Raw genomic sequence first — 20,358 nt, 5'->3', positions numbered from 1 at the left:
TCAGCCTCCTGCCAATCGATAATGCGCAACGAGGGAAGGCGGCCTGTCGGCTGTTACCTCGCCGCGCTCCATCAGGTCCTCGATATGTGCCAGCACCGAAAGGGCTGCCGCACCATGCAGCCGCTTATCGGTATCGCGGTATATCACCTCGACCATCCTAGGGATGGTGCTGTCCCCCCCCCGGATGCGCTCGATGATAGAGCGCTCCCGCAGGCGCCGATGCGTCTTCAGCGCGCGCAGGAAAGGCGCAGGCGACGTCACTGGCCCTCCGTGGCCGGGCAGCAACAGGCTGTCCTCACGGGCGATCAGCTTGTCGAGCGAGGCCATATAGTCGGCCATGGAGCCGTCCGGCGGCGCCACGATCGTCGTTGCCCAGGCCATCACATGGTCGGCCGAAAACAGGATGCCGCGGCCCTCAAGTGCGAAGGCCGCATGATTGGCGGTGTGGCCGGGCGTCAGCACCGCCGTCAGCGCCCAGCCGTCACCCGAAATCGTCTCTCCGTCGCCGATGGCGATGTCGGGTACGAAATCCATATCGGAACTTTCCGCAAAGGGATTGATCTCGCCCTCGCGCAGCGGCCGCGACGGACGGTGGGTGCCTTCGCCGACCGTCAACGCTCCCGTTTTTTCCTTCAGCCGTTTTGCGAGCGGCGAGTGGTCCCGATGGGTGTGGCTGACGAAAATATGCGTCACCTGCCGGCCGGAAAGCGCTGCCATCAACGCTTCGAAATGCACCTCATCCTCCGGCCCCGGATCGATAACGGCAACCGATGTACCGCCGACGATATAGCTGTTCGTGCCGCGGAAGGTGAAAGGGCTCGGATTATTCGCCGTCAGGCGCTGGATGTCAGCTGTGACCGGAACCGCCCGGCCGTAAGCAGGATCGAAGAAAAGATCGAAGTTCGCGCCGGACATGTCTATTTATATTCGATCTCGATGAAGGACATGGGCTGGTCGCCCGCATTGACGACATTGTGCTCGGTGCCGGCCTCGCGGCGATAGGCAGCGCCCTTGGCGATATCCACCCGCCGGCTTCCCTCGGCATCCTCGATCAGGAACTGGCAGTCGGTCATCGGCACGACCACGTAGCCGAACCCATGTGTATGAACGCCGGTATCGGCACCCGGCTCGAAATCCCACTGCGTGATGCGCACGACGGCATCATCGAGGATCAGCGTCGCAAGCGCCGGCGGACGGGCGCGATATTGGCTCAACGGTGTCTCCATTGGCTGTGTCGATGCTTGAAGTCCTACCATGCCGACGTGACAGCGCATACAAATATGACGTCGCAGTGAACTTAGTGATTGTGGCGCAGACAGTCCTTTGCTAATCAGGCCACGTTTTGGCGAAGCGGCATTTGCTTCAGCTCTGGTGGGGCGTAGCCAAGCGGTAAGGCAGCGGTTTTTGGTACCGCCATCCCCTGGTTCGAATCCAGGCGCCCCAGCCACATCTCTCGGACAACCCGTTCACCTGTTCGCTGCCCCTGCGGCAATAGTCAGCACAAGCTCATCTACCTCGCGCGCAAGACGCTCGGGGGGCAGGCCGACGAAGCCGCCTTCGAGACTGATGCTGACGACGCCGTGAACGGCGCCGAACAAGGTGCGGGCGCGTCACCGAGACCGCGCCGGTCATTTCGATCAACACGCCGATGTACAACAAGTCGGGCACGGTCGGCAAAATCCTGCCGGGCATGGAATGGAAGCTCGAACCGGTCCCTGGCATCGATGAGGGCGGCCGGCTCGTCGTTCGCGGCGCCAATGTCATGGCTGGTTATCTGCGCGCCGAAAATCCCGGTGTGCTCGAACCGCTCGTCGATGGCTGGCACGATACTGGCGACATCGTCACCATTGATGAGGACGGTTTCGTCAAGATCCGTGGCCGCGCCAAGCGCTTTGCAAAGATCGGCGGCGAGATGATATCGCTTGCTGCCGTCGAGACCCTTGCTGCGGAATTATGGCCGGGCGCACTTTCGGTCGTCTCCTCGATCCCGGACGCAAAGAAGGGCGAGCGGCTGGTTCTTTTGACCGATGCGCCGACTGCCACCCGCGCCGAGTTCCTCGCTTTCGCCAAATCGAAGGGTGCCATGGATATGATGGTGCCGGCCGAGGTCAACATCGGCGCGGTGCCGGTGCTCGGATCGGGCAAGGTGGATTTTGTGACGGCGCGCAAAATGGCCGAAACCGCGGCGCAGCCGGAGCAGGCGGCATAAAGCCAGTCTTCGCCGGTTGAACGGCCCAGCGATGATCTCTGAAAATGAAACAGGCGGCTTCTGGCCGCCTGTATCTGTATCTCTGACAGACCGCGTTACTTCTGTTCCGGCGCCAGGAATTCTGCGCAATAGGAAGGGCCGTTCACGCCCGGAATATCGTTCACGGTACGGATGTCGCGGATCGTGTAGTCGGAATTGGTGGTGATTTCGGCCTGGCAGCGCAGGTAGAGCGTGCGGGCGCTCGCAACCTGCTTGCCGCGCTTGCCATCGGCGCCTTCGGCATATTTCGCGGGAACGCGCACCGTCTTGTAGCCGCCCTTCCAGCTGTAGATCGTCGACGAGCCTTCGTCGCGGTCGCTAAGCGGCGGGCCGTAGGCGGCAAAGAATTTGCCGGCCGACTGGCCGACCCAGCGTGCTTCGATCGGATCGCCGGGAGTGGGTATGGTGGTGCATCCGGCAAGCGCAATCGCAAGCGCGGCGGCCCCGGTCATGGTGCGGAATTTCATCGTGTCGTCCCTGATATCTAGCCAGTGGCTGCGAAGCCGCCTTCACGGCGGTTTCGCCTGTCCCGCCAAGCCCTTTAGCGCGTAACCCGGCAAAAGAAAATTGCCTGTTCGGCGCTTGTGAACAATTTGCCGGAGGTGTGGCTTTTTGCTGCATGGCCGGCCGGAAGGTGCTGTCATTAGCCTGTCAAAAAATCAGACGACTTTTTGAATTTTGGCGCTTGCGCAACATGATAGGCCGGTCTATAGAGGCGCCGCTGGTCACGGAGTGTAGCGCAGTCTGGTAGCGCACCACGTTCGGGACGTGGGGGTCGAGTGTTCGAATCACTCCACTCCGACCAGCTGAAAGCCCTGCAATGCAGGGCTTTTTCATTTCCGCTAATGGACGCCCGAAATCGCCACCGACAGATTGACCGACAGATTGGATTCTCCAACCCGTCGGAAACCGTCGGTGAGCAAGATTCTCAACTGTGTTTTGCTGAAGCTATGAGCCTCTAAGTTCAAAACACTGGAACGCAATCTCAAGCCTAATCCGCATCCGTCGCCGAGATGTTCGGCCGCAGCGGGGAGCCGTAGCCCCTCGGTTTTGAACTGAGGGGCTGATAGCTTCAGCAAGGATGAGCTGGGTGATCGTCGCCCAGGCCCCTGCAAGATTCGAGATCCTCGCTTATTGACTTGCGAAATGTCGTGTTCTTCAGATGACGCGGCTCGGTGCCGACGATCTGAAGATACGGGGAGGGTTTGCGTGAAGCTTAATTTCAGCGTGCACGGATGGATGTATGAATCGGGCATCGATTGTCTCCGCGATAGCTTCACCGCTGCAGCGAAAGGAATACAGGCTAAAAGCCGAGAGGAAACCGAAGCGTGGGAAGCGCTCTTGCAATCCGGGGAGTACCAAAACCAGCTAGAGTTCGCCGAAGATGGCTCTACGCTCTTCGATCCCGCCGATGTCTATAACTATAAGATGGAGACGCTTGAGGAGGCCTATGGAGAACTCAGGAAGGCTTTCGCTATGGCCATCTATCACTACTGGGAACGAAAGATCCGGGTATTCTGCAAGCTCTCGGACGGCAAGCACGCAGAATTGGAAGCAGCTGCCAGGGAAATGAATATCGAGATCCCGGCAGACTTCGCTAGAGTCCACCGTCTTGCCAATGCTCTGAAACACAACAACCACGGAAGTTTGAATGCCCTGCACCGTGTCTGGCCAGAGGTCAGTGGCGCCTTGTTCAAAGCTCAAGGCCATCGCGATTGGTATGCTGGCATAGCATTGACCGATGAACACATCTATTATCTGTTCGATCTCCTGAAGCGTGCAGGCCCTTCAGCTAGGAGGCGAACGTCTGTGGTTGAACCCGAAACAGAGACGGCGACATCCTGATCGGTAATGGTCCACTGTAGAATCCTACAGTGGACATCGATCGTGTGATCCGGGATATCTCTCCTCGACCAACAGTGGAGATCGTCATGGGCATCACAGTCTACGCATACGCAGTCGATCCGGCCGCAAGCACAGTCACCGGATTCGGCAACTCCATTGAAGAGGTCGCGAAAGAGCTTCGCGAGGTGCGCGCCGAAATCGAACTGGAAGACGGCTACGAAGTCCCGACATCAGAAGTCTATGCCTACGATCTCTATCGCCCAGATCTCGACCAGCTCCTATCCGTCCTCAGCGGCGATGCCGACCTCGGTGACCTTATCCTCAAGAACAAGCGCGTCGTCGCGACAGTCTGCAAAGACCCCGCTTGACTCCGGAGCCAATGAGAACAAAATAGGAACAAATTCCGTTGACGACGGAAGCTATTCCTAAGGAGATCTCATGACCCAACAGCTCACTCTCGATATTGCTGTCGAAGAAACTGTCACCCAGTCCGCTTCAGAAATCGATCTCGCCGTGTCTGTCCTACAGGCCCACGATGGTGATGCAGTCGCTGCAATCCGATCTCTTCTTGAAGACGCTGATTTCCTGCGCGACCAGCTTTTCATCGCCAGCAGCCTGATGTCGAAGGGGATAGGCCGCGGTTGGAAGCCTCAGTACGAGCGCGTCTGATGAAGCATCGCAAGGGTATCGATCTCGTACGGACAGTTTCCGACGTCGGTTACACAGTTGGCGAAGGCAGTCGTCGATCGGGATCGGACTCGACGGAGCATACCTATCGCGTTGAAGTCTGGAGCGATGAGCCCGAATCCGGCGGCGAGATTTTGGAGACGATATCGCGCGCCACCGATTTCTCAGTCTCGATGGCAGCTTACAGGGCGTCGCTACGTGCCCGGCCTGGTAAAGTTCTTGTTCACCTCAATGGTCGTCACAGGATGTCATGCGAGAAGGCGCCGGATCCTCCGCCCCCGGAGTTCCAGCGGCCGCCCATGCGGCGGATGCGGCCGCGCCGTTCAAGCAGTCCAAGGATGACGACCTCACTTTCGAGCAACTCGAACAATGGTACCTGCTCGCGGGGTGTTGTGCGATGTGCAGTCACACTGGCTGGCTCGACCGCTGGGAGCTGTCGCGGCGATACGGCAAGCGGACTCCCATCGTGACATTGTTTCCGAGACTTCGATGTACGAAATGCAACAATAGGATTGGCAATCGAATGAAGCTCGGTCGCATGAAGCGATAACGGACCAGTCAGTGTTCCCGATCGTACTCTGTTTACACTGGCAGCAGAATTTTCGCTCAGCGGGGCTCTCAAATGTTCCGGGTCCGTATAGCGTCGGCCTCTCTTGATTGAAGGAGGTTCGCATGCACCGACACATTGCTCCCGATCCCGCGGTCAGCGCAGCGCTCCAGGTTGGAGTCCTGTCCTACGGCGTCGCCCAGGCGCTTTCCGGCGGTCTCATGAATGGGATCCGCCATGCAGATCGTGTTCGTGAAGCGGACATGCGCCGTCGGGAGGCACGCGACCTCGCCGAAGCCCTTAGTCGCGCGGACGAACTCGGCCGTCTTGCTATCGCTGGTGCACGGCGCATCGCCGCTCTCGAAGCGGAAGTTCGCCAGCTCAAGACGGTGCTGGCACAGCGTCAGGCATTCATCGACCGCAACCGCGCACGGAGTGCAGCATGATCCCTGATCTCTCCGACGAAGGCCTCGTCGCGCAGTTCGGCGACATTTTGTTCGAGATCCCGGAACTTTTCGAGGCGCTGAAACGCTTTGAAGTCGAGAACCGCCCGGCCGTGACCTCGGGCGGTTTCGGAATGAGATGCGACAGGGTGACAGTTGACCGCTCACCCTCGGTACTTCGGTTCCGGATTGGCGCTTCCGTTCGGTAGCCAGAGTTCCGAGACGCGGGCGCGAATGAAAAGCGCTTTTTCTTCATCTGACATCGGCGTCGTCGACAGAACTGGGGCTGGCTCTTGTTCTGGACGACGCGGTTTCCATCGAAACACTTGCAGAGCTTCCAACGAGCGCTCGAGTCCGGTATCGGTCTCGTTCGCGAGGAAAACCAGATCTACATCAGATCGGCTCAGAAGCCAGTCTTGCTGCTGCGCAGTCAGAGCTGACAGATCGATGCTCGGACGATCTTCTTCATTCGCTTTCGCATATTTGCGCACGACTTCGGCCGGGGTCATCTGCTTACCCAGCTCTTCCATTGCCGCCGCATCCTCGGCTGCCTGCTCAGCCGCGGCTAGAACATCATCAACCTGCGTGTTGTCGTGGGCGATGGGCGGCTGCGATTTCATTAGGCCCAGCCACCGCAGCATTCGTCCGAACAGATCGTGCAGGATGGCCGTCAGGCCGTTCAGGTACCAGATCGGGTTCAGGGCTTTCTTCAGCATCTATGTTCTCCTTGTCTGACGAGACCAGGATCCTGCCGTCGGCCGAAACCCACAAACAACCGAAAGCGCCGGCGGATTCGTCCCAGGAAGCATGGATTGCTATCCTGGAAGCGAGGATCTGCCCCCTCGACGCGATATCTTCGCGGGATTATAAATGCAGAAGTTGCGGCTGCCTGGGGGAATTCCGCGAATGTTCTATGCGCTTGCTGGTGGCTACGCAGTTTTGGCAATTTTCTTTCTATGCATGGCTGGATACTACACCGGAAGGATCGGCCACCAGGCGCAAGGGTTTTACCACGAAGACCTCTGGCAGATCCGCTGGGAGCGTCTGATGATGGGGGCGCTGCCATACCTCGCCATCTTCTTTCTTATGTTGGCGGCGCCGATCATCATCATAAAAGACGGACTGATCGAACTGATCTTCGCGTCGAATTTCAAGAACGGAGATGACTATCTCCTCGTGGGCATCGTCTGGATCATTTGGGCCGCCGCATGGCTGGTCGTCGCGCTGTGCATCATCGCGCTTGCCGGAACCGTCTACTATCGTTGGAAGGTCGCAGAGCGGCATGCTCGGCAGCATGAGGCACTCCAGCGCAATCGCGAGATCACGCAGATTGCCTACCCGCAAGAGAAGTGGGGTCGCTGGGTGCGAGTGAAGCGCTCGAAGAATGTATAGGTTTAAGCTGTAAGATATTCACGACTTAAGACGGCGGATAGGGCTGTATCTGTCGATAAACGCGACTTAAGAACGGAAATTGTCGCTGTTCGCGACTTAAGGCGCATAATTGGGGCGAAGATGGATCCGAGAAGAAGAATGGATGAGCGGAGAGATCGGCTCGAACGCGGTCGGGTGCCTTTCGTCGAGAGCTACCGCGAGACCGTACTCGAGCCTCAGTCACTCGGTGCGCCACTTGAGCGCGAGATCATCGTTCTCCGGATCGACAAGAGCAAGCTGAAGCTTTACTCGGCGCTGGCGGCTTTCGTTGTCGTGCTACTGGTCATCTCCGGCTTCACGGCGTGATCAAGGCTTCCATCCGCACAGATCTTGACCGCTTCGATTATGCTCTAGGATCTGTCGAGCCATTCCCGATGACATCGTTGCGACATCCTCGGTGGTCGGGCGGATCGGACGGTTGGACGCGCACCAGTCAGATGTCGTCGCGCACCCAGCCAGACAGCTCATCACGAACATCAGCGTCAGGCAGTTTCGAAACCTGGTCATGGATCTTCTCTCGGTTGGCGGCTGCCTTGGTGGTCTCGTACGCCCGATCAGCTCGTTCGGCAGCGCGACCGGATTCTCGGATTCGCCAGTAGGCCAGTCCGACGGCGGCGGCGATGGCGCCCCATTTGGCCACGACCTTACCGCACGACGAGGTCATCCATGCGAACAGTGCCGTCAACATCGTCATCACTCTTTACAGACCCATGTCTGGCCGCCGTCCTTGATCTCGGCGCCCGGATCGAAGCGCTTCCGGCCGAATTTCCAACCTTCGTGCTTGCGTTCATAGATGCCGTAGCCAAGCGTCAGAGCAATTGTGGCGCCGGCTGCAAGGGTATTGATGTCATCCGGGGACAGCTTGCTGTCCGCAAGGAGCACGGTCGCGACGATCGTGACAAGGGTTCGGACGAGATCGAGCATTCTCGGATTCATGCGGCAGCTCCTGAAGCTTCAGTGGCGGTTGCCGCTACAGCGGCGTAGGCCTCGGATCTGGCCTTCTGGACGCGATAACGGTGGATAAGGTAGACGGTCAGCACGGCGAGACCGATGACCGCTCCGATCACCAGAATGCTCTCCAGTCCTGCAAGATTCGACGTGTCGATCTGCGTGCTGGATGTCGCTGAAGAAGCCGCAGATCCCGCAACGCCTGCACCTGCAGCCTTCGAATTCTTAGATGCTGTCGTGGATTCCGACAGAAGGACGATCTGTTGTGATGCCGGGGATGTGGCACGCTGATCGAGTTGGAGCTTCATCGAGAACGCCTCGCCAGTCGTGCACCTGGAGATCCACCCTTTGCCGAATGTGCTGAATGTCGTCAGCCCGCGGAGGAACCCAGTGCGCTTGCTGTAGATGGCCTTGATGGTCTTCAGGGCATCGGCCTTGGCAGCCGCAGCAACCGTCTGCGCGCCGACCACTCCGTCGGCGGCAATACCGAGGGCACCTTGAAGCCATTTGGATCCGCGCGATACGCCCGAATTGATGGCGCCGTCGAGAGTCGCGAAATCGACACCTGCAGGCAGGTCGTCGTAGCGAACCTTGTCCGCATACTGACTGCGATAGATCTCGGCGACCTCGTCTTCGGTGATCAACCGGACCGACTGCTTCGAGCGATCTTTTCGTGTCCGGTAGGCATCGTATTCCCGCTGGATGATGCCGTACATGGTGGCGCCGCCCGGATCTTTCGGGTGGTTCGACCAGCCGCCTTCGAAGATGCGGATCTGCTTCATGGCGCGGGGGTACGTCAATTTCATGAGTTCACCCGGATGTTGACGGGCGCGCCCGTAGCTTCGATGAGCGCCGACAGGACCCTGAAATTTAGAGGCTCCCCACGGCGAAGTTTCTGGAGATGTTCGAGACGGATTGTCGGATATCGGCGGCTGATTTCGGCCGAGGACAGTCGCCGAGCATCAATGTGCTGAATGACTTCCGCGGAGAGCTTGGCCTCGATCTCCACTGCCGTTGCGCATTTGAAAGGGGTGGGTAGGTATGTGGCAGCCATGATAGTCTCCAGGGTGATGTTCATGTTATGTTCTAACATCACAAAACACAAGGAAACCGCCGGCAGCAGAACTCGATTGACGAGATCAAAAAAATCCTTATTTAGGATCACACAAATCCTGAAGGAGGATCGTCAACCATGGCCTACATGTCGTCTGCTGATACTGCCCTACTGCTCGCCACGATGCTGCACAGATCTGAACGCACTCGCGCTCGCATCAGCGATCAGACGCTGAAAACAGTTTCCAGACGCACCACGCTGAAGGCGGCGTTTAGGACTAGTGTTGTCGAATGGGCGGCTGAGTTCGGACTCCTGATGTATCCACTCGAGCAACGCGGTGGTTATGGCCTACTCAAAGCAACGACGCTCGAGGGCGCGACCCCGTTACGGGCTGGTCAGTTGGTCTCGGCGGAGATGCGGGCTTTCCGCACGACGGGATCAATTGACCAAGACGCGCTATACACGGAGCTTGGACTTCAGGAAGAGGAAGCCGAAGACTAGGCTCGATACTTGTCGCCGACGAGAAGACCAACTTGTCTGTTTCCGTCTGAGTGTCCGAGATGCCAAGCGCCGACCCATCCCGTCGGCCCCTTAGCATAGTCAGCACGGTGGATCAGGTTGCCCATGGAGATGCAGTCGTCGATCCAGCCGAGGCCGTGGTCGTGGGCCTTCGAGATCTTCAGCCCGAGCTTCGCCAGCCCTGCGGTGGATCCTCGGGCGCCGTTCGCGCCGACATCTCCGTGGAAATTGTAGTAGGTGCCGTACACGTGGAGTGGCTTGTCTGCGTTCACCAGTTCGAACTCGGCTGACGGATTCGAACGGCGAATGACCCACTCGAAGACGTCGAAAGCATCGCCACGATCGATGGCAGCGCGGCATTCATAGTTGGCGAGGTGCCACAGCTTCGAGTTCTCGACGGATACCTCAGTAGAAGGCCGCTCAAGCCACCGCTTTAGGAAGTCGTCGTGGTTGGAATAGACGATGTAGCTCTTGCACCAGGGCCTTGCAGTCTCCGACAAGAAGCGCGCTGCCTGATCGATCTCAGGCTCAACGAACTGCTTCTTGTCCGCGTGTCGGCGATAGAGCGCCAGCGGATTCCGATCTTCGTGGTGATTGATCGCCTGACCGTCGAAGAGGTCATTGAAAGCTTGGCCACGAGCACGGACAAGATCGATCAGAGGACGGTCACCCTCCGGGTTGCCACCATATCCCCACATCGCGCGAGCATAGGGTGGGTGGATCCCGGCGCGATGCGTGCACGGGATGCCGAGGAATGGGCGCTCGAGCTGTCCCTGAGATTCCTCAATCGCTTCGTCGATCGTGTAGACGTTCCCGCCTGAGACGAAGAGATCCAGATCGAAGAAATTTCCGGTTTCGGGATCGGCATCGATATTGCGGACGAAGATGCGATCCTCGTTGTCGATCTCAACGATGACGGCGCCGATGGTATGACGCTGAAGCCCCTTCAACCCGGCTTCTTGCTCGACGTAGTTTGGCACGCTGCATGCGCCTGTCGTCCACATCGTCACCGGATCGGAGAATTGCGGCCGCGGCACGGAGACGATGGCGCGTTTAGGATGAGCGAAGATCGACGTCGTTCCGCGGATATATCCGTTGAGGCCTGTGAGCGGATTCGATTTCGTTGGACGCATGTTCATCTCGGCGCAGAACTGCACACCAGGAGCGAGATGCTGCCGACTGCGGGTGACCAGATGGGAGACCATCGACGACCACGGCGCGACTTCGAGGATGTCACGCTTCCGCTTCTTCGTGAACAGGCTCTTCCCGTAGGTCGCACCACCAAGAAGGATGTCGTATCCGCCCAGTGCGACCGCGAGAGCATGCAGGTTCACCGCAAACGGCCCGTGGGTCGGAGTCTGTGCTTGGTGCATCGAGACGATGATACCCGCTTTCCTCGATCGACGAGGAGCAGGCACGTTCGGGCTGATCCAGATATCGTCGAGCGACTTCGGTCCATTCCATTCGTCCGGCCAGAGAACACCGGGGTCGATCTTCATGCCTACGAGCTGCTGCTCGCCATTCTCGTCGGTTTCGAAGATTTCCTGCGGATCTCCGGATTCACGGTACCAGCCGTTCCCGAGCCAGTTCGAAAACGGCACCGTGAGTTCATCGGTGGCAATCCGTTCCCGAAGATCATTTTCGGTCTTCGGCTTGATCTTGGGGGATTTGGGTGCCGGAGCAGTCGGCTCGACGGCTGAGGACTCGGTGGCGTCTATCGCGGCGAGCAGCTTCTTGATGCGATCGAGCCTTTGTTTCGAAATGCCTAGGCATTTCCAGATGTCAGTGTAGCGGATGCCTTGGTCGAGCATTTCCCGTACTGCCGGGACGTCATCTATCAGCGGACGGACTGCGGACTTGGTTGAATTCTGCATTACGATATCCTTTCCATAGCCCGCCTCTTTCTGGGCAGGTCTGAAAAGATGGTTTGCGTCGGCGGAGTCCGTCGCAAGTCGTCAACGCATTGTTTTTTCGTGACTATTAGCAACATTGTTGACGACATCTGGCCGCCCGACGCTTACGTGCCGAGAAATTTCTTCATCAATGGATCAGCTAGCTGCCCGGCAAGCCATGCAACGAAGGATGCGCCGGCAAAAAGCACGGACAAGTACGTCTTCGTGATGCGCCGTTGGACTTTAATTTCGGCGATGTCCGACTTCACGGCTCCGATATCGGCCTTAAGGACGTCGATCTCGCTCTTCATGGCCGTCTGGCTCGAGAAAAACTGGTCGAGTTTGGTCTCGAGCCGGGCCTGTCCCTTGATCAACTCAAGGATCTCACCGGACGGAAGTGTATCGCTCATTGTCGGTTGTACTCGGTTCTGGAATGTGATCTCCAGTGAGTGGAACCGACTACCGTGCAAGATTCGAGGAGGACGATGAAAAATGGTGGCTCTCACCGCTGCTGATCGAGCAGGAATCGACAACATCCTGGCCAATGGCGGCACATATACTTTGGTCATCGATGCCTCGGACATTCAGATGACCTCGGAAACCGAGCAATGGCCGGACATCGCCCCCAATCTGACGACCGGATTCGAGCTGCCACTAACCCCTCCGACGAACCCTCGGGATATCGCACTGGCTCTCCGCTACGGAGACGTATGGGGGCGAGAGCTGGTCAAGATAGGCAATAAGGGCGGCCGGGTAGTATATCGAAAGCTGCCGAGCGGGCAGTATGAAGCAGAGATCACAATCTAAGGATCACGAATGGGGCAGATCGCATACCTAACCGCAACCGGAGAAGAGCTTGAGGCTTTTTCGGTAACGGATTCCGTCTGGGATGCGCTCTGCCAACTGCCCAAAGGCAGCATAACGATGCCCCGGACGAAGTGGCCTGCGACTGCGAAGACCTCGATCAAGGGGTTGAGGTTTTTCGCACACTATCCAGGATACACTGGCGCTCTTCCAAAGCCGGAGAGCTACGCGCACACCCGCCTGAAGATCGACGTCGTCAAGTCGCTGCGATCTATGGGCTTTAAAGCGAACATCGAGGTCCCCGGAGTTTCGCCAGACGGCGAGGAATGGGTCGCGGATGTCCTGACGGAGACTCACGATGGACGGCGCGTCGCATTCGAAATCCAATTATCGAGCCAGCATCTACGGGACTTCCTCAGCAGAAGTGATCGTTACGTTCGGTCCGGCGTGAAGGTTTGCTGGATCATCTCATACGAACCTGTGTCTGGAAGGCTGACTAAGGCGATCGCGAGTGCGAACACGGGTTACTACAAGGAGCATGGCCGTTTCCTAGCTGATCTTCAGGAGATCATGCCCTTCCGAATTATCCTAGACTCGAAGGATGAATATCCAGAGGAACGGCTGCCGCTGCACTTTGGACGAGCGCAGTTTCACAAGGCCATGGAGATGGAAGAAGCGCTGGCGGGTGTAATGCTCGATGTTCCTCGATGGGAGTTGCCAGATTGGAAGTGGGGCGATCACCGCGAGGAAATCAGGCGCATCACGTAGGCGGCGTGAACGCGATGCTGGTTGAGATCATACACGACGAGGCGTCCACCGCACCCTCACTACCGATGACAAGTCCTGTCTCGCTGGTCACATCCCATCGTGGCATGACATCATAGGTCACAGTCTTCGGCCGACCATCGACTTCGGAACGGATGCGTCTGACGACAAAGGCACTCATCGCGAGGTTCGTTCTTTGGGACATGTCAGGCTCCTATGTCCGGACGCAGATTTAGCTGCTTCGGCAGCGACGGCGGAAGGCATGTAACCGTCATCCGACGACGCAGGGTGTCTTCTTCGCGCAGTGGGTTGAAGGCAATCCGCAACCGTGTCGGGTTCGCTCCGATTACAGCAACAGGATCCGAGGAGCCGTTAGCCGCGGACGCCTGCTCGGACCAGATGTTCTCGAATTCGAAGATCCTCGGCGACTGCGCGGCGAGAGCTGCGGCGTTCACTGGTTCAGTGACGCCTCGGTAGCTAGTCGAGTAGACCACATCTCCGGTCTGGAATTGGCCCTCGCCGGGCGCGGGTACAATCGTACCGGTCCCGGGTACGCTGACGATGGAGATCTTAGCCGACCGTCTGCCGCCCTGTTCCATGACCAGCTCGACACTGGTGACCTTGCCTGTCACCTCCCCACCCGGGAGACGACGGTGCGCGATCCGACAGGAGTCCGCGGTCGTGATAGAGCGGCCGACCATCCACGGCACTTCGAATGTCGTCTCGGCACATTGGCTGCGTTCGAGTACGGATCGATAAAGGCGCAGGACTGCGTGGCGAACGGAACGAACGCCGCGAGGTAGGTCGAAATATCTGGCTGACTTTGAGTCCTTCATCGGTGCGCGCTTCTCGCGGCGTTCCCATAGAACCGGGCCATCATCGATCTCGCGGACTGTGAAATCTTCGGTGGCATCGTGCTCGGTCACGCACGACCATGCCGATCCGTTCGCGAGGACTTCATAACCGACATCATAATGCATACGCTCGAGCGTATCGGGATCCTCATACTGCCACTCCGGCGTCGAGGGATCGACATTGAGCGCCTGCAGGGTTGGCTGCTCCATGGTTTCCGTTTGATCATCTTCTTCTGGAAGCTCCTGGAGTCCGGAAGGCATGAGGATCTCCAGCATCTCCTCGCGTTGCTGCTGATAGTCGAACGCGGCGGCGATACGGAATTCAATGTATTTCGGAAGCAGCTTGACCGTGCCGCCCGATGCCGATCCGAACTTCGAGCCGGAAATCGTCAGTGACACGGGAGTCGAATCCGATACGTCGACGATCTCGGACTCGCCGACAGTCCATCCGGTGTTGGATCCGATGGATGTGCCCGGCTGCGGGAACGTGTTCTGGAAGTCTTCCCACGTAAACGTGGTCACACTGCTATTTTCTGAAACTGTCTGGCGGCCTTTAGCTGTCTGTGTCCATGCAGCCGACAGGCGGATGCGAGAAATCGGCTTCGGCGGGTTCGTGACGCTCAGGGCAGGAGGATCGCCGACGCCGTTAAAACCGATGTCGTGAATGACATCGCTGTCGACGATATGCGTACGGCTGACTTCAAGCGTCTGGCGATCCCAGCGCCAGATTTCCGGCCGGGCAACAAGGACGCCTTCGTAGTCGTCATCGGCGGCAGCACCGAAGAAAAGCGGATCGTAATATTCGGCATCAAGTCGATCGACGAGTTCGGCGTCGGGATCGTAGTCAAAGGCCTCGGAAATCCGCAGTAGATTGGCGGCGGACTTGACGACATCGTCGCTGGACGGCGGCAGGCAGCGGAATGTTAGTTCGATCGTGGCTCCGGCCATGCCTGTCGGCAGGGGCACGAGCCTCCCGCGAGCAAGGAGAACGGGCGCCACGTCTTCGGTGCGCTGCTCCCACAAGATCGCGTATCTCAGAGCTGCCGGCATCCAGCCGACAATTCCAGGATTCTGAATTGTGACGCGGAAGATAGGCTCCACTTTGCGGCCGTTTCGCTGCTCAAGGATCGACCCCGACAGCACGACGAAAGCATCACCGTCTGCTCCAGACGGTGCGAACGGAGCGCTGTAGCTCTCGATGAATTGGAGTCGGAGCATCAGAATCCTCCGACTTCTTCGGTGGAGATCTGCCACGAATACTGGGCTTCCGCTTCACGGAAGGTCTGTTGCCAAGGCTCGATGACCATGACTTCGTGCTCCATCGTGGCATAGACGCGCACGACCTCTGTCGCCGGAGCCGAGAGCGTAGCCGTCTTGTCGGCGAACGTCATCGCTACATGGTCGAACCCGAGAGTGATGGCGCGGGCGGTATGAATCTGCCTCGGGAAAATGGCTGTCGAGCTACCGACCGGGATGACGACGCAGAGTTCGGAAGGAGGGACCACGGTGAAAACCTCCCCCGGCCACATCCCAGCCAGCGCTGGCGGACGAAGGTCGTCGGCACCAGATGAGATCCGGATGGCGTAGAGACGGAACATCGGATCGGCGAGGTTGACCATCTTACCGTTCCAATCTCGGGTCATGATCGCGGATCCGGAAATCGGCTGCATCTCGACGCTGAGATTGAACGCCGTCTGCCATCCGATCCCGAGCGCCGGGCAGAGAAGTTTGGTGTGTCCTTCGAACTCAGCCATCAGTAGCTCCTATTCGCGTACTCTAGGTCGCGTGTGAGCTGCGTCGAAGACACATCGTCTCCGTAGAGCGTCGTCGGGCGACCGTTGACGTTGATATCGACAGCGACGCGTTTTGAGACGACCCCGCGACGAGCCTCGGATTCGCGCGCCAGCGCACCGAGGTCGCCGCCGTCGTAGTTCTTGTCCCAGCCCATCCAGCTATTCTGCAGTTCCCGCGAATACTGCTGCTTCTCCGCAGCTGTCATGTAGTACGTCGGGTCAGGCGCCTTGATACCCATCTGCTTCTCGTAGACCAGACGTTGCGCGCCCTTGGTGCGAGCGCTGTCATCACGCATGCCGAGGCGCTCGTACAGCGCCGCGTCACCCTGGGCGGCCATGAGCTTCGCCTGAGCCGCCCAGACGGTTTCGTAGGCCTTCTCGGTGTCTTTCAGCATGAACTCCGCGGCCTTCTGTCCGGCATAGAAAGCTCCAGCAAGGGCCACGCCGAGTACAGCAGCTCCAGCGACTACCGTGGAAATCGCGGTTCCAATCGCGGTGATCGATGCCGTCAGCCCTGTAGCTGTGGCCGCCACCGCTCCGGCTGCGCTGCCAACCCCAGCAACAGCACGCCCCGCGGCAATGGCGCCACCGCCAAGCGAGAACACCGCTCCCAAAGCCTTCGCAAAGACGCCTGCGGCCGTCATAAGGGTGCCGAAAAGCCCCAGCATGCGCGTCAGACCGAGGAATAGGCCGAACGTGACAACGTCCTTCCCGAGGTAGTCGAATACTGGCTTAAAGAAGTCCCTGACGGTGCCGAGGAGATCCTTCAGCATGCCGAACGCATCGGAGAGCCGTCCTGCGAACGCGACGATTTGATCGCGAGCAGAATTGAGCCACTGGAAGTTCTTCGCATCGCCGCCAGTGACCACGGCCCATGCATCGACAGCGAACTTCTTCACTTCGACGAAGCCGTCTCGGAGTTTGTTGAGCCAAGGATAATCGGAATCCTTGCCTTCCCAGAGCAACGAGATCTGCTTTACGGCATCCGACCAGATCTCCCTGACGACGACAGTCTTCTTGATCAGAGAGTCGAGCCATTTGGTCTGAATATTGCTCGTGTCGCCGCCGAAGATCGAGATCACGTCAGTCGCAAACGCGCGCAGATCAAGGAATGCTCCGCTGACGTATTTCGCGATAGCCACACGGCTTTTCACGAACCAGTTGGTGAGCTGCACGGAGGTTTCAGTGAGGTACGGCAGCAGGTTTCGCGCGATCTCAAGACGAACGCCCCCGATCGCCGTCTGCATATCCTGCACGGCATTCTGATAGGATTTAGCTTTCTCGATATCCTCGGTCGTGACCTCTCCGCCTAGGCGTTTCAACGTCTCCCGGTATTCGTCGATCGCTCTTTTGCCGCCATTGAGCAGCGGGATCATTTTGACCCCGGCATCTTCGCCGAACAGGCGCATTGCAATGCGAGCCTTCTGCGAGGGATCCTGAATCCTTTGGAACGCCTCGCTGATCGCAACAAGACCATCGACGCCGCCCTTAGATGCGCGGTCAAAATCGATGCCAAAGCCTTGGAGTTCCGACAGCGCCTGACCTTGAGGCGACAGACCTTGCTTGTACTGGGACTGCGCGGCAAGGAGCTGCTGACGCTCTCTATCGAGTGCTAGATTTCCGGCTTGCGAAAGTGTGTCTGGGTCGATCCCGCCGTATTGGGGACGATCGACTGTGATGCGGTTCTGGTATTCGTCGATCTGCTTTAGTCGCGCCTCGATTGCCGTGATCGACTGCGACCGAGCCTGAATGTCGGCTTCCGAGAAACCCGCGAGTACAGATCCGAACCCAGCCGCGCCGCCGACCCGCGCACCGAGTGCTGCTTGCTTGGCCTGAATTCCGAGGAAAGTCTGATACGCGGCGTTCGCCTTCCCGATGTTATCGCGGACGGTCAGGAATTCGTTGGAAATCGTGGAGATTTGGTTGATGATTTCATCACGGTCGACACCTGCGCGCTCGCCGGCGAAGCCGAGGACGTTCACGTCTTGTGGTGTCGCGCCGATCTTGTCCGCGTCGAGACCGATCTGCTTGAGCGAAGCCGCTGTCTCCTTCGCCGAGTCCGTAGCTACCTTGGAAAGGGCTGTGAACTTCAGGGTGAGGCCAGCGATTGCCGCGCCCGCTCCCAGAGCTCCTAAACGTAGACCGTGGAAAGCTGTTGCGCCTCCGACCTTGGCAACTTCCTTGGCGGCCGTCTTGGCGTGCCGTTCAACCAAGGAAAGAGACTTATCAAGAGGCCCAAAAACAACGCTCCCGCGGCGACGAGCGTCTGACAGCGTATCACTGACGGTTTTCCCAAACGCACGAAGACCCGTCGCAGCCGACCGGAGTCCATCGAGCGTGAATCTGGTTTTGATTTCGGGCGTTACTGCCATCTGCGTCTCTCGTCTATTCCAAGGTCTTCGTAAGCGTCTCCCAGGCCTTCTCGTCTCCGGACATTCCTACAGCTACGGATCTGGCGGTGTTCATCGTCAGCACCTTGTCAAGATCCTGGCGTATCCTCATCCGAGCCATGAGCTGGCCGACGGTGAAGTTCATGATCCGGTCGGCCGGAATTCCGGTTCTGACTTCGTATTCGAGAACCATGCGCAGGATTCGTGTCAGAGTGCCGTCGACCCTTACGCCGCTTTTCGTCCAGATCGCTTTTTCGGGTTTTCGATCAGGGGTTTGCTTTGCTGGTCGGCTTCGTTCGCTGGGATCGGACTCGAACTGAATCCCGAGAGCCTTGAGATCTGCGTCGTCAATTCGCTGAGTCCCAACTCCGACAACCGGGTCAGGACCTGCATAAAAAGGCTGAAGGGACCCTCAAAATCCGTCGCCGTCATATCGATGACTTTGGCGGCCAGGTTGAGCTGGAAGTCCGAATTCGTCTTCAGGATCCCGGCCTGGACGGCAGCATCGTGGGGATGATCGAGCGCGCACGCGCCAAGAGCAGCCAGTCCTTCCGGGCAACGCTTCAGGAGACCAAGCAGGATGTTCTTGTCGTATTCCTCACGAGCAGTCGGATCTGCAGGTGGCTTGCCGTCGATGAGCTGCAGGAGATCGCGGTGATCAGAGACCACGGTGCAGATTTCCGAAATGGTCAGTGCGCGCAGGCGAGCAGGTTTGCTGTTCTCGGTAATCTGCACGACTTCATAACGGTGCTGCACACTTGAGAGCAGATCGTGGACGTCGAAATCGACTGGGGCTGTGGACATGCGTTCCTCCTTGATTGCATGCGTGGGGGAAGGAGCCGGAGATCTCCGGCTCCCGAAGGATTAGGCGTAAGTGATCTTCTCAAGGCCCTGCAGGCTGCCGTAACCTTTGTCAGCGGTCGCATATACGGCGCCCGTCAGTGACCCGACGTTCGCATTAGCGGTGTCACCGGACGACACCGCGCCATTGGGAAGGAATTCCACGTCTGCGAGACGAAGGTCGACCGAGACACCAACCTTGGCATCGCCGATGTATCGGAACTCACCTCGCGTGCCGCTGGTCTCCATGATCGAGTAGTCGATCAGCTTGTCTGCTTCGGTGATCGCAGGAAGCGTGTACTCGATCTCGATATCCTCAGTTGCGCCGGCAGGCGTGGCAAGGATTTCGATGACACCACTCGCTGGATGGAAGATGAAGTGCGTGTTCTCAACGTAGGTCACCGGATCCGAGGCGGCGCCATCCGTGATACCGGAAACAGTGCCCTTCTTGCCCGGAAGCTCATAAACACCGCCGACTTCGACATGGGTGATGATGAGACTGCCATTCGCGATTGCGGCCTGCGTCAGGTATTTCGGAGCAGACATGAAGAGAGCTTGATAGAGCCACTCCGTCCAAGCCCCGATGCCATTAAGGACGACGCTGCCTTCCTTGGTCGTCGTGATCTTCCGGATCAATCGACGATCGCCGAATTCGTTAGTGTAAACATCTACTGTGGTGATGTTGGGCGTGAATTCTACCGACTCACAGGGTCCGATCTTGACCCACTTCACGGATCCCTGCGGGCGGAATAGAGCAACACCGCCGAGCAGGCGCTGCATCGTAGTAAGCTGCTTGATAGGGTATGTTGCCATTTTGTTCTCCTAAAGAATTCAGGGGTGTAGATTGATGTCGGGCGAGGCGTCGAGCGTCTGGATTTCGGCCGTGTAAGAAAGCGTCTGCGTCAGCATGAAACCGCTCTCGGTCGGCTGGCCATCGATCGCAGAGGTCCCGGTGTAGACCCAGTTGGCGACCTTCCCGATGCCCAGCTCGGGGCTGACGAAAGCCTTCTCAACGTCGAGGCCAACCGCATCGAGGATATCCTCGGCGTCCGGCTCATCGACATCGACGCCGATCTGGATCTGGATGCGGTAGCTCCGGGTAACGGGTCGTTCGCCGATCAGACCGCCCGGCTGCGGAGTGGAAGTCTCCATCACAGCGACAAGCGCCGCCGGAAAATTGTCGTGCTGATAGTCTCGGAAGTGCCGAGACATGTTGTGCGCGCCCTTGATCGACGGGATGGTCGACAGCCTCGTCTTAACGGCATTTCTGAGCTGTGTGCGGACGTGCGGCATGCGTT

General features: G+C 58.4%; 28 protein-coding genes, 2 tRNA genes and 2 pseudogenes. 12 read left to right on the top strand and 20 right to left on the bottom strand.

Features of this window, described 5'->3' with window-relative positions; all coding sequences use genetic code 11:
* Entirely contained in the window at positions 1-915 is a 915-nt protein-coding gene (locus tag J2X71_RS01485; RefSeq protein ID WP_310378320.1) for an MBL fold metallo-hydrolase, read from the bottom strand.
* 2 nt (positions 916-917) lie between these two features.
* On the bottom strand, positions 918-1,214 hold the full coding sequence (locus J2X71_RS01480) for a cupin domain-containing protein (RefSeq protein ID WP_037105544.1): 297 nt from the start codon (positions 1,212-1,214) through the stop codon (positions 918-920).
* A gap of 158 nt (positions 1,215-1,372) precedes the next feature.
* Here J2X71_RS01480 and J2X71_RS01475 point away from each other — a divergent pair.
* Positions 1,373-1,447, top strand: a tRNA-Gln gene (locus J2X71_RS01475).
* A 19-nt stretch (positions 1,448-1,466) separates the two neighbouring features.
* Here the strand turns inward: J2X71_RS01475 and J2X71_RS01470 are convergent.
* Positions 1,467-1,610, bottom strand: a pseudogene (locus J2X71_RS01470) (TetR/AcrR family transcriptional regulator); the annotation flags it as partial.
* Here J2X71_RS01470 and J2X71_RS01465 point away from each other — a divergent pair.
* Positions 1,610-2,209: pseudogene (locus J2X71_RS01465) on the top strand (hypothetical protein); the annotation flags it as partial. The pseudogenes J2X71_RS01470 and J2X71_RS01465 overlap by 1 nt on opposite strands.
* 95 nt (positions 2,210-2,304) lie before the next feature.
* Here the strand turns inward: J2X71_RS01465 and J2X71_RS01460 are convergent.
* Entirely contained in the window at positions 2,305-2,715 is a 411-nt protein-coding gene (locus J2X71_RS01460) for a hypothetical protein (protein ID WP_113323120.1), read from the bottom strand.
* A gap of 261 nt (positions 2,716-2,976) precedes the next feature.
* On the opposite strand from J2X71_RS01460, the gene J2X71_RS01455 reads away from it, so the two are divergent.
* From J2X71_RS01455 to J2X71_RS01440, 4 genes are all read left to right on the top strand, one after another.
* Positions 2,977-3,053: transfer RNA gene (locus J2X71_RS01455), tRNA-Pro, on the top strand.
* 404 nt (positions 3,054-3,457) lie between these two features.
* On the top strand, positions 3,458-4,093 hold the full coding sequence (locus tag J2X71_RS01450) for a hypothetical protein (RefSeq protein WP_310378317.1): 636 nt from the start codon (positions 3,458-3,460) through the stop codon (positions 4,091-4,093).
* A gap of 86 nt (positions 4,094-4,179) precedes the next feature.
* On the top strand, positions 4,180-4,461 hold the full coding sequence (locus J2X71_RS01445; protein WP_183852205.1) for a hypothetical protein: 282 nt from the start codon (positions 4,180-4,182) through the stop codon (positions 4,459-4,461).
* A 70-nt stretch (positions 4,462-4,531) separates the two neighbouring features.
* On the top strand, positions 4,532-4,762 hold the full coding sequence (locus tag J2X71_RS01440; protein WP_310378315.1) for a hypothetical protein: 231 nt from the start codon (positions 4,532-4,534) through the stop codon (positions 4,760-4,762).
* A gap of 256 nt (positions 4,763-5,018) precedes the next feature.
* Here J2X71_RS01440 and J2X71_RS01435 read toward each other — a convergent pair whose 3' ends face one another.
* On the bottom strand, positions 5,019-5,150 hold the full coding sequence (locus J2X71_RS01435) for a hypothetical protein (RefSeq protein ID WP_281413073.1): 132 nt from the start codon (positions 5,148-5,150) through the stop codon (positions 5,019-5,021).
* Between the two features lie 302 nt (positions 5,151-5,452).
* Between J2X71_RS01435 and J2X71_RS01430 the strand changes: the two genes are divergently transcribed.
* Positions 5,453-5,773 (top strand): hypothetical protein, encoded by a 321-nt coding sequence (locus J2X71_RS01430; RefSeq protein ID WP_183852203.1) that lies wholly within the window; start codon positions 5,453-5,455, stop codon positions 5,771-5,773.
* Positions 5,774-5,934: 161 nt separating this feature from the next.
* Here J2X71_RS01430 and J2X71_RS01425 read toward each other — a convergent pair whose 3' ends face one another.
* Positions 5,935-6,486, bottom strand: coding sequence for a hypothetical protein (locus J2X71_RS01425; RefSeq protein ID WP_183852201.1), 552 nt, complete (start codon positions 6,484-6,486; stop codon positions 5,935-5,937).
* 190 nt (positions 6,487-6,676) lie between these two features.
* Here J2X71_RS01425 and J2X71_RS01420 point away from each other — a divergent pair, with 190 nt between their 5' ends.
* Both J2X71_RS01420 and J2X71_RS01415 read left to right on the top strand, forming a co-directional pair.
* Positions 6,677-7,162 (top strand): hypothetical protein, encoded by a 486-nt coding sequence (locus tag J2X71_RS01420; RefSeq protein ID WP_183852199.1) that lies wholly within the window; start codon positions 6,677-6,679, stop codon positions 7,160-7,162.
* Between the two features lie 138 nt (positions 7,163-7,300).
* Positions 7,301-7,507: a hypothetical protein gene (locus tag J2X71_RS01415; protein ID WP_183852197.1), complete on the top strand. Its 207-nt coding sequence runs from the start codon at positions 7,301-7,303 to the stop codon at positions 7,505-7,507.
* Between the two features lie 127 nt (positions 7,508-7,634).
* Here the strand turns inward: J2X71_RS01415 and J2X71_RS01410 are convergent, their stop codons facing one another.
* The 4 genes from J2X71_RS01410 to J2X71_RS01395 are packed head-to-tail and all read right to left on the bottom strand — an operon-like array spanning position 7,635 to position 9,227.
* Positions 7,635-7,889: a hypothetical protein gene (locus tag J2X71_RS01410; protein WP_310378311.1), complete on the bottom strand. Its 255-nt coding sequence runs from the start codon at positions 7,887-7,889 to the stop codon at positions 7,635-7,637.
* Positions 7,890-7,894: 5 nt separating this feature from the next.
* Entirely contained in the window at positions 7,895-8,137 is a 243-nt protein-coding gene (locus J2X71_RS01405) for a hypothetical protein (protein ID WP_310378309.1), read from the bottom strand.
* The gene (locus J2X71_RS01400) at positions 8,134-8,955 is read right to left on the bottom strand and encodes a glycosyl hydrolase 108 family protein (protein WP_310378307.1); all 822 of its coding nucleotides are present in this window, start codon (positions 8,953-8,955) and stop codon (positions 8,134-8,136) included. Before J2X71_RS01400 ends, J2X71_RS01405 begins: the two co-directional genes overlap by 4 nt.
* Positions 8,952-9,227: a hypothetical protein gene (locus J2X71_RS01395; protein WP_231052182.1), complete on the bottom strand. Its 276-nt coding sequence runs from the start codon at positions 9,225-9,227 to the stop codon at positions 8,952-8,954. The genes J2X71_RS01400 and J2X71_RS01395 overlap by 4 nt, the downstream gene beginning before the upstream one ends.
* 114 nt (positions 9,228-9,341) lie before the next feature.
* Between J2X71_RS01395 and J2X71_RS01390 the strand changes: the two genes are divergently transcribed.
* The gene (locus J2X71_RS01390; protein ID WP_024315787.1) at positions 9,342-9,704 is read left to right on the top strand and encodes a hypothetical protein; all 363 of its coding nucleotides are present in this window, start codon (positions 9,342-9,344) and stop codon (positions 9,702-9,704) included.
* Here the strand turns inward: J2X71_RS01390 and J2X71_RS01385 are convergent.
* Positions 9,701-11,596, bottom strand: coding sequence for a hypothetical protein (locus J2X71_RS01385; protein ID WP_310378304.1), 1,896 nt, complete (start codon positions 11,594-11,596; stop codon positions 9,701-9,703). The genes J2X71_RS01390 and J2X71_RS01385 overlap by 4 nt on opposite strands.
* Before the next feature lie 143 nt (positions 11,597-11,739).
* Positions 11,740-12,024 carry a hypothetical protein gene (locus J2X71_RS01380; protein ID WP_310378302.1) on the bottom strand — a complete coding sequence of 95 codons (285 nt, stop codon included), beginning with the start codon at positions 12,022-12,024 and terminating at the stop codon, positions 11,740-11,742.
* Positions 12,025-12,106: 82 nt separating this feature from the next.
* Here J2X71_RS01380 and J2X71_RS01375 point away from each other — a divergent pair, with 82 nt between their 5' ends.
* Together J2X71_RS01375 and J2X71_RS01370 are read left to right on the top strand one after the other, a co-directional pair.
* A complete protein-coding gene (locus J2X71_RS01375; protein WP_183852185.1) occupies positions 12,107-12,421 on the top strand; it encodes a hypothetical protein in 315 nt (104 codons plus the stop codon).
* A 9-nt stretch (positions 12,422-12,430) separates the two neighbouring features.
* Complete coding sequence (locus J2X71_RS01370; protein ID WP_183852184.1) at positions 12,431-13,186, top strand: hypothetical protein; 756 nt, start codon at positions 12,431-12,433, stop codon at positions 13,184-13,186.
* Here J2X71_RS01370 and J2X71_RS01365 read toward each other — a convergent pair.
* The 8 genes from J2X71_RS01365 to J2X71_RS01330 form a co-directional block, all read right to left on the bottom strand.
* On the bottom strand, positions 13,179-13,388 hold the full coding sequence (locus J2X71_RS01365; RefSeq protein ID WP_310378299.1) for a hypothetical protein: 210 nt from the start codon (positions 13,386-13,388) through the stop codon (positions 13,179-13,181). The genes J2X71_RS01370 and J2X71_RS01365 overlap by 8 nt on opposite strands.
* Before the next feature lies 1 nt (position 13,389).
* Positions 13,390-15,291 (bottom strand): hypothetical protein, encoded by a 1,902-nt coding sequence (locus J2X71_RS01360; protein WP_310378297.1) that lies wholly within the window; start codon positions 15,289-15,291, stop codon positions 13,390-13,392.
* Positions 15,255-15,791 (bottom strand): hypothetical protein, encoded by a 537-nt coding sequence (locus J2X71_RS01355; RefSeq protein ID WP_183852180.1) that lies wholly within the window; start codon positions 15,789-15,791, stop codon positions 15,255-15,257. Before J2X71_RS01355 ends, J2X71_RS01360 begins: the two co-directional genes overlap by 37 nt.
* Positions 15,791-18,202 (bottom strand): hypothetical protein, encoded by a 2,412-nt coding sequence (locus J2X71_RS01350; RefSeq protein ID WP_310378295.1) that lies wholly within the window; start codon positions 18,200-18,202, stop codon positions 15,791-15,793. The genes J2X71_RS01355 and J2X71_RS01350 overlap by 1 nt, the downstream gene beginning before the upstream one ends.
* A 13-nt stretch (positions 18,203-18,215) precedes the next feature.
* Positions 18,216-18,413, bottom strand: a complete 198-nt coding sequence (locus tag J2X71_RS01345) for a hypothetical protein (protein WP_310378293.1) — start codon at positions 18,411-18,413, stop codon at positions 18,216-18,218.
* A gap of 32 nt (positions 18,414-18,445) precedes the next feature.
* Positions 18,446-18,955 (bottom strand): hypothetical protein, encoded by a 510-nt coding sequence (locus J2X71_RS01340; RefSeq protein WP_310378291.1) that lies wholly within the window; start codon positions 18,953-18,955, stop codon positions 18,446-18,448.
* 129 nt (positions 18,956-19,084) lie between these two features.
* Positions 19,085-19,873: a hypothetical protein gene (locus tag J2X71_RS01335; protein WP_310378289.1), complete on the bottom strand. Its 789-nt coding sequence runs from the start codon at positions 19,871-19,873 to the stop codon at positions 19,085-19,087.
* 18 nt (positions 19,874-19,891) lie between these two features.
* Positions 19,892-20,353: a hypothetical protein gene (locus J2X71_RS01330; protein WP_310378287.1), complete on the bottom strand. Its 462-nt coding sequence runs from the start codon at positions 20,351-20,353 to the stop codon at positions 19,892-19,894.
* Positions 20,354-20,358: the final 5 nt, after the last annotated feature.

Origin of the sequence: Rhizobium sp. 1399 (genome assembly GCF_031455475.1) — a bacterium.
Taxonomy (GTDB): domain Bacteria; phylum Pseudomonadota; class Alphaproteobacteria; order Rhizobiales; family Rhizobiaceae; genus Rhizobium.
This window is presented reverse-complemented; position numbering and strand designations above follow the sequence as displayed.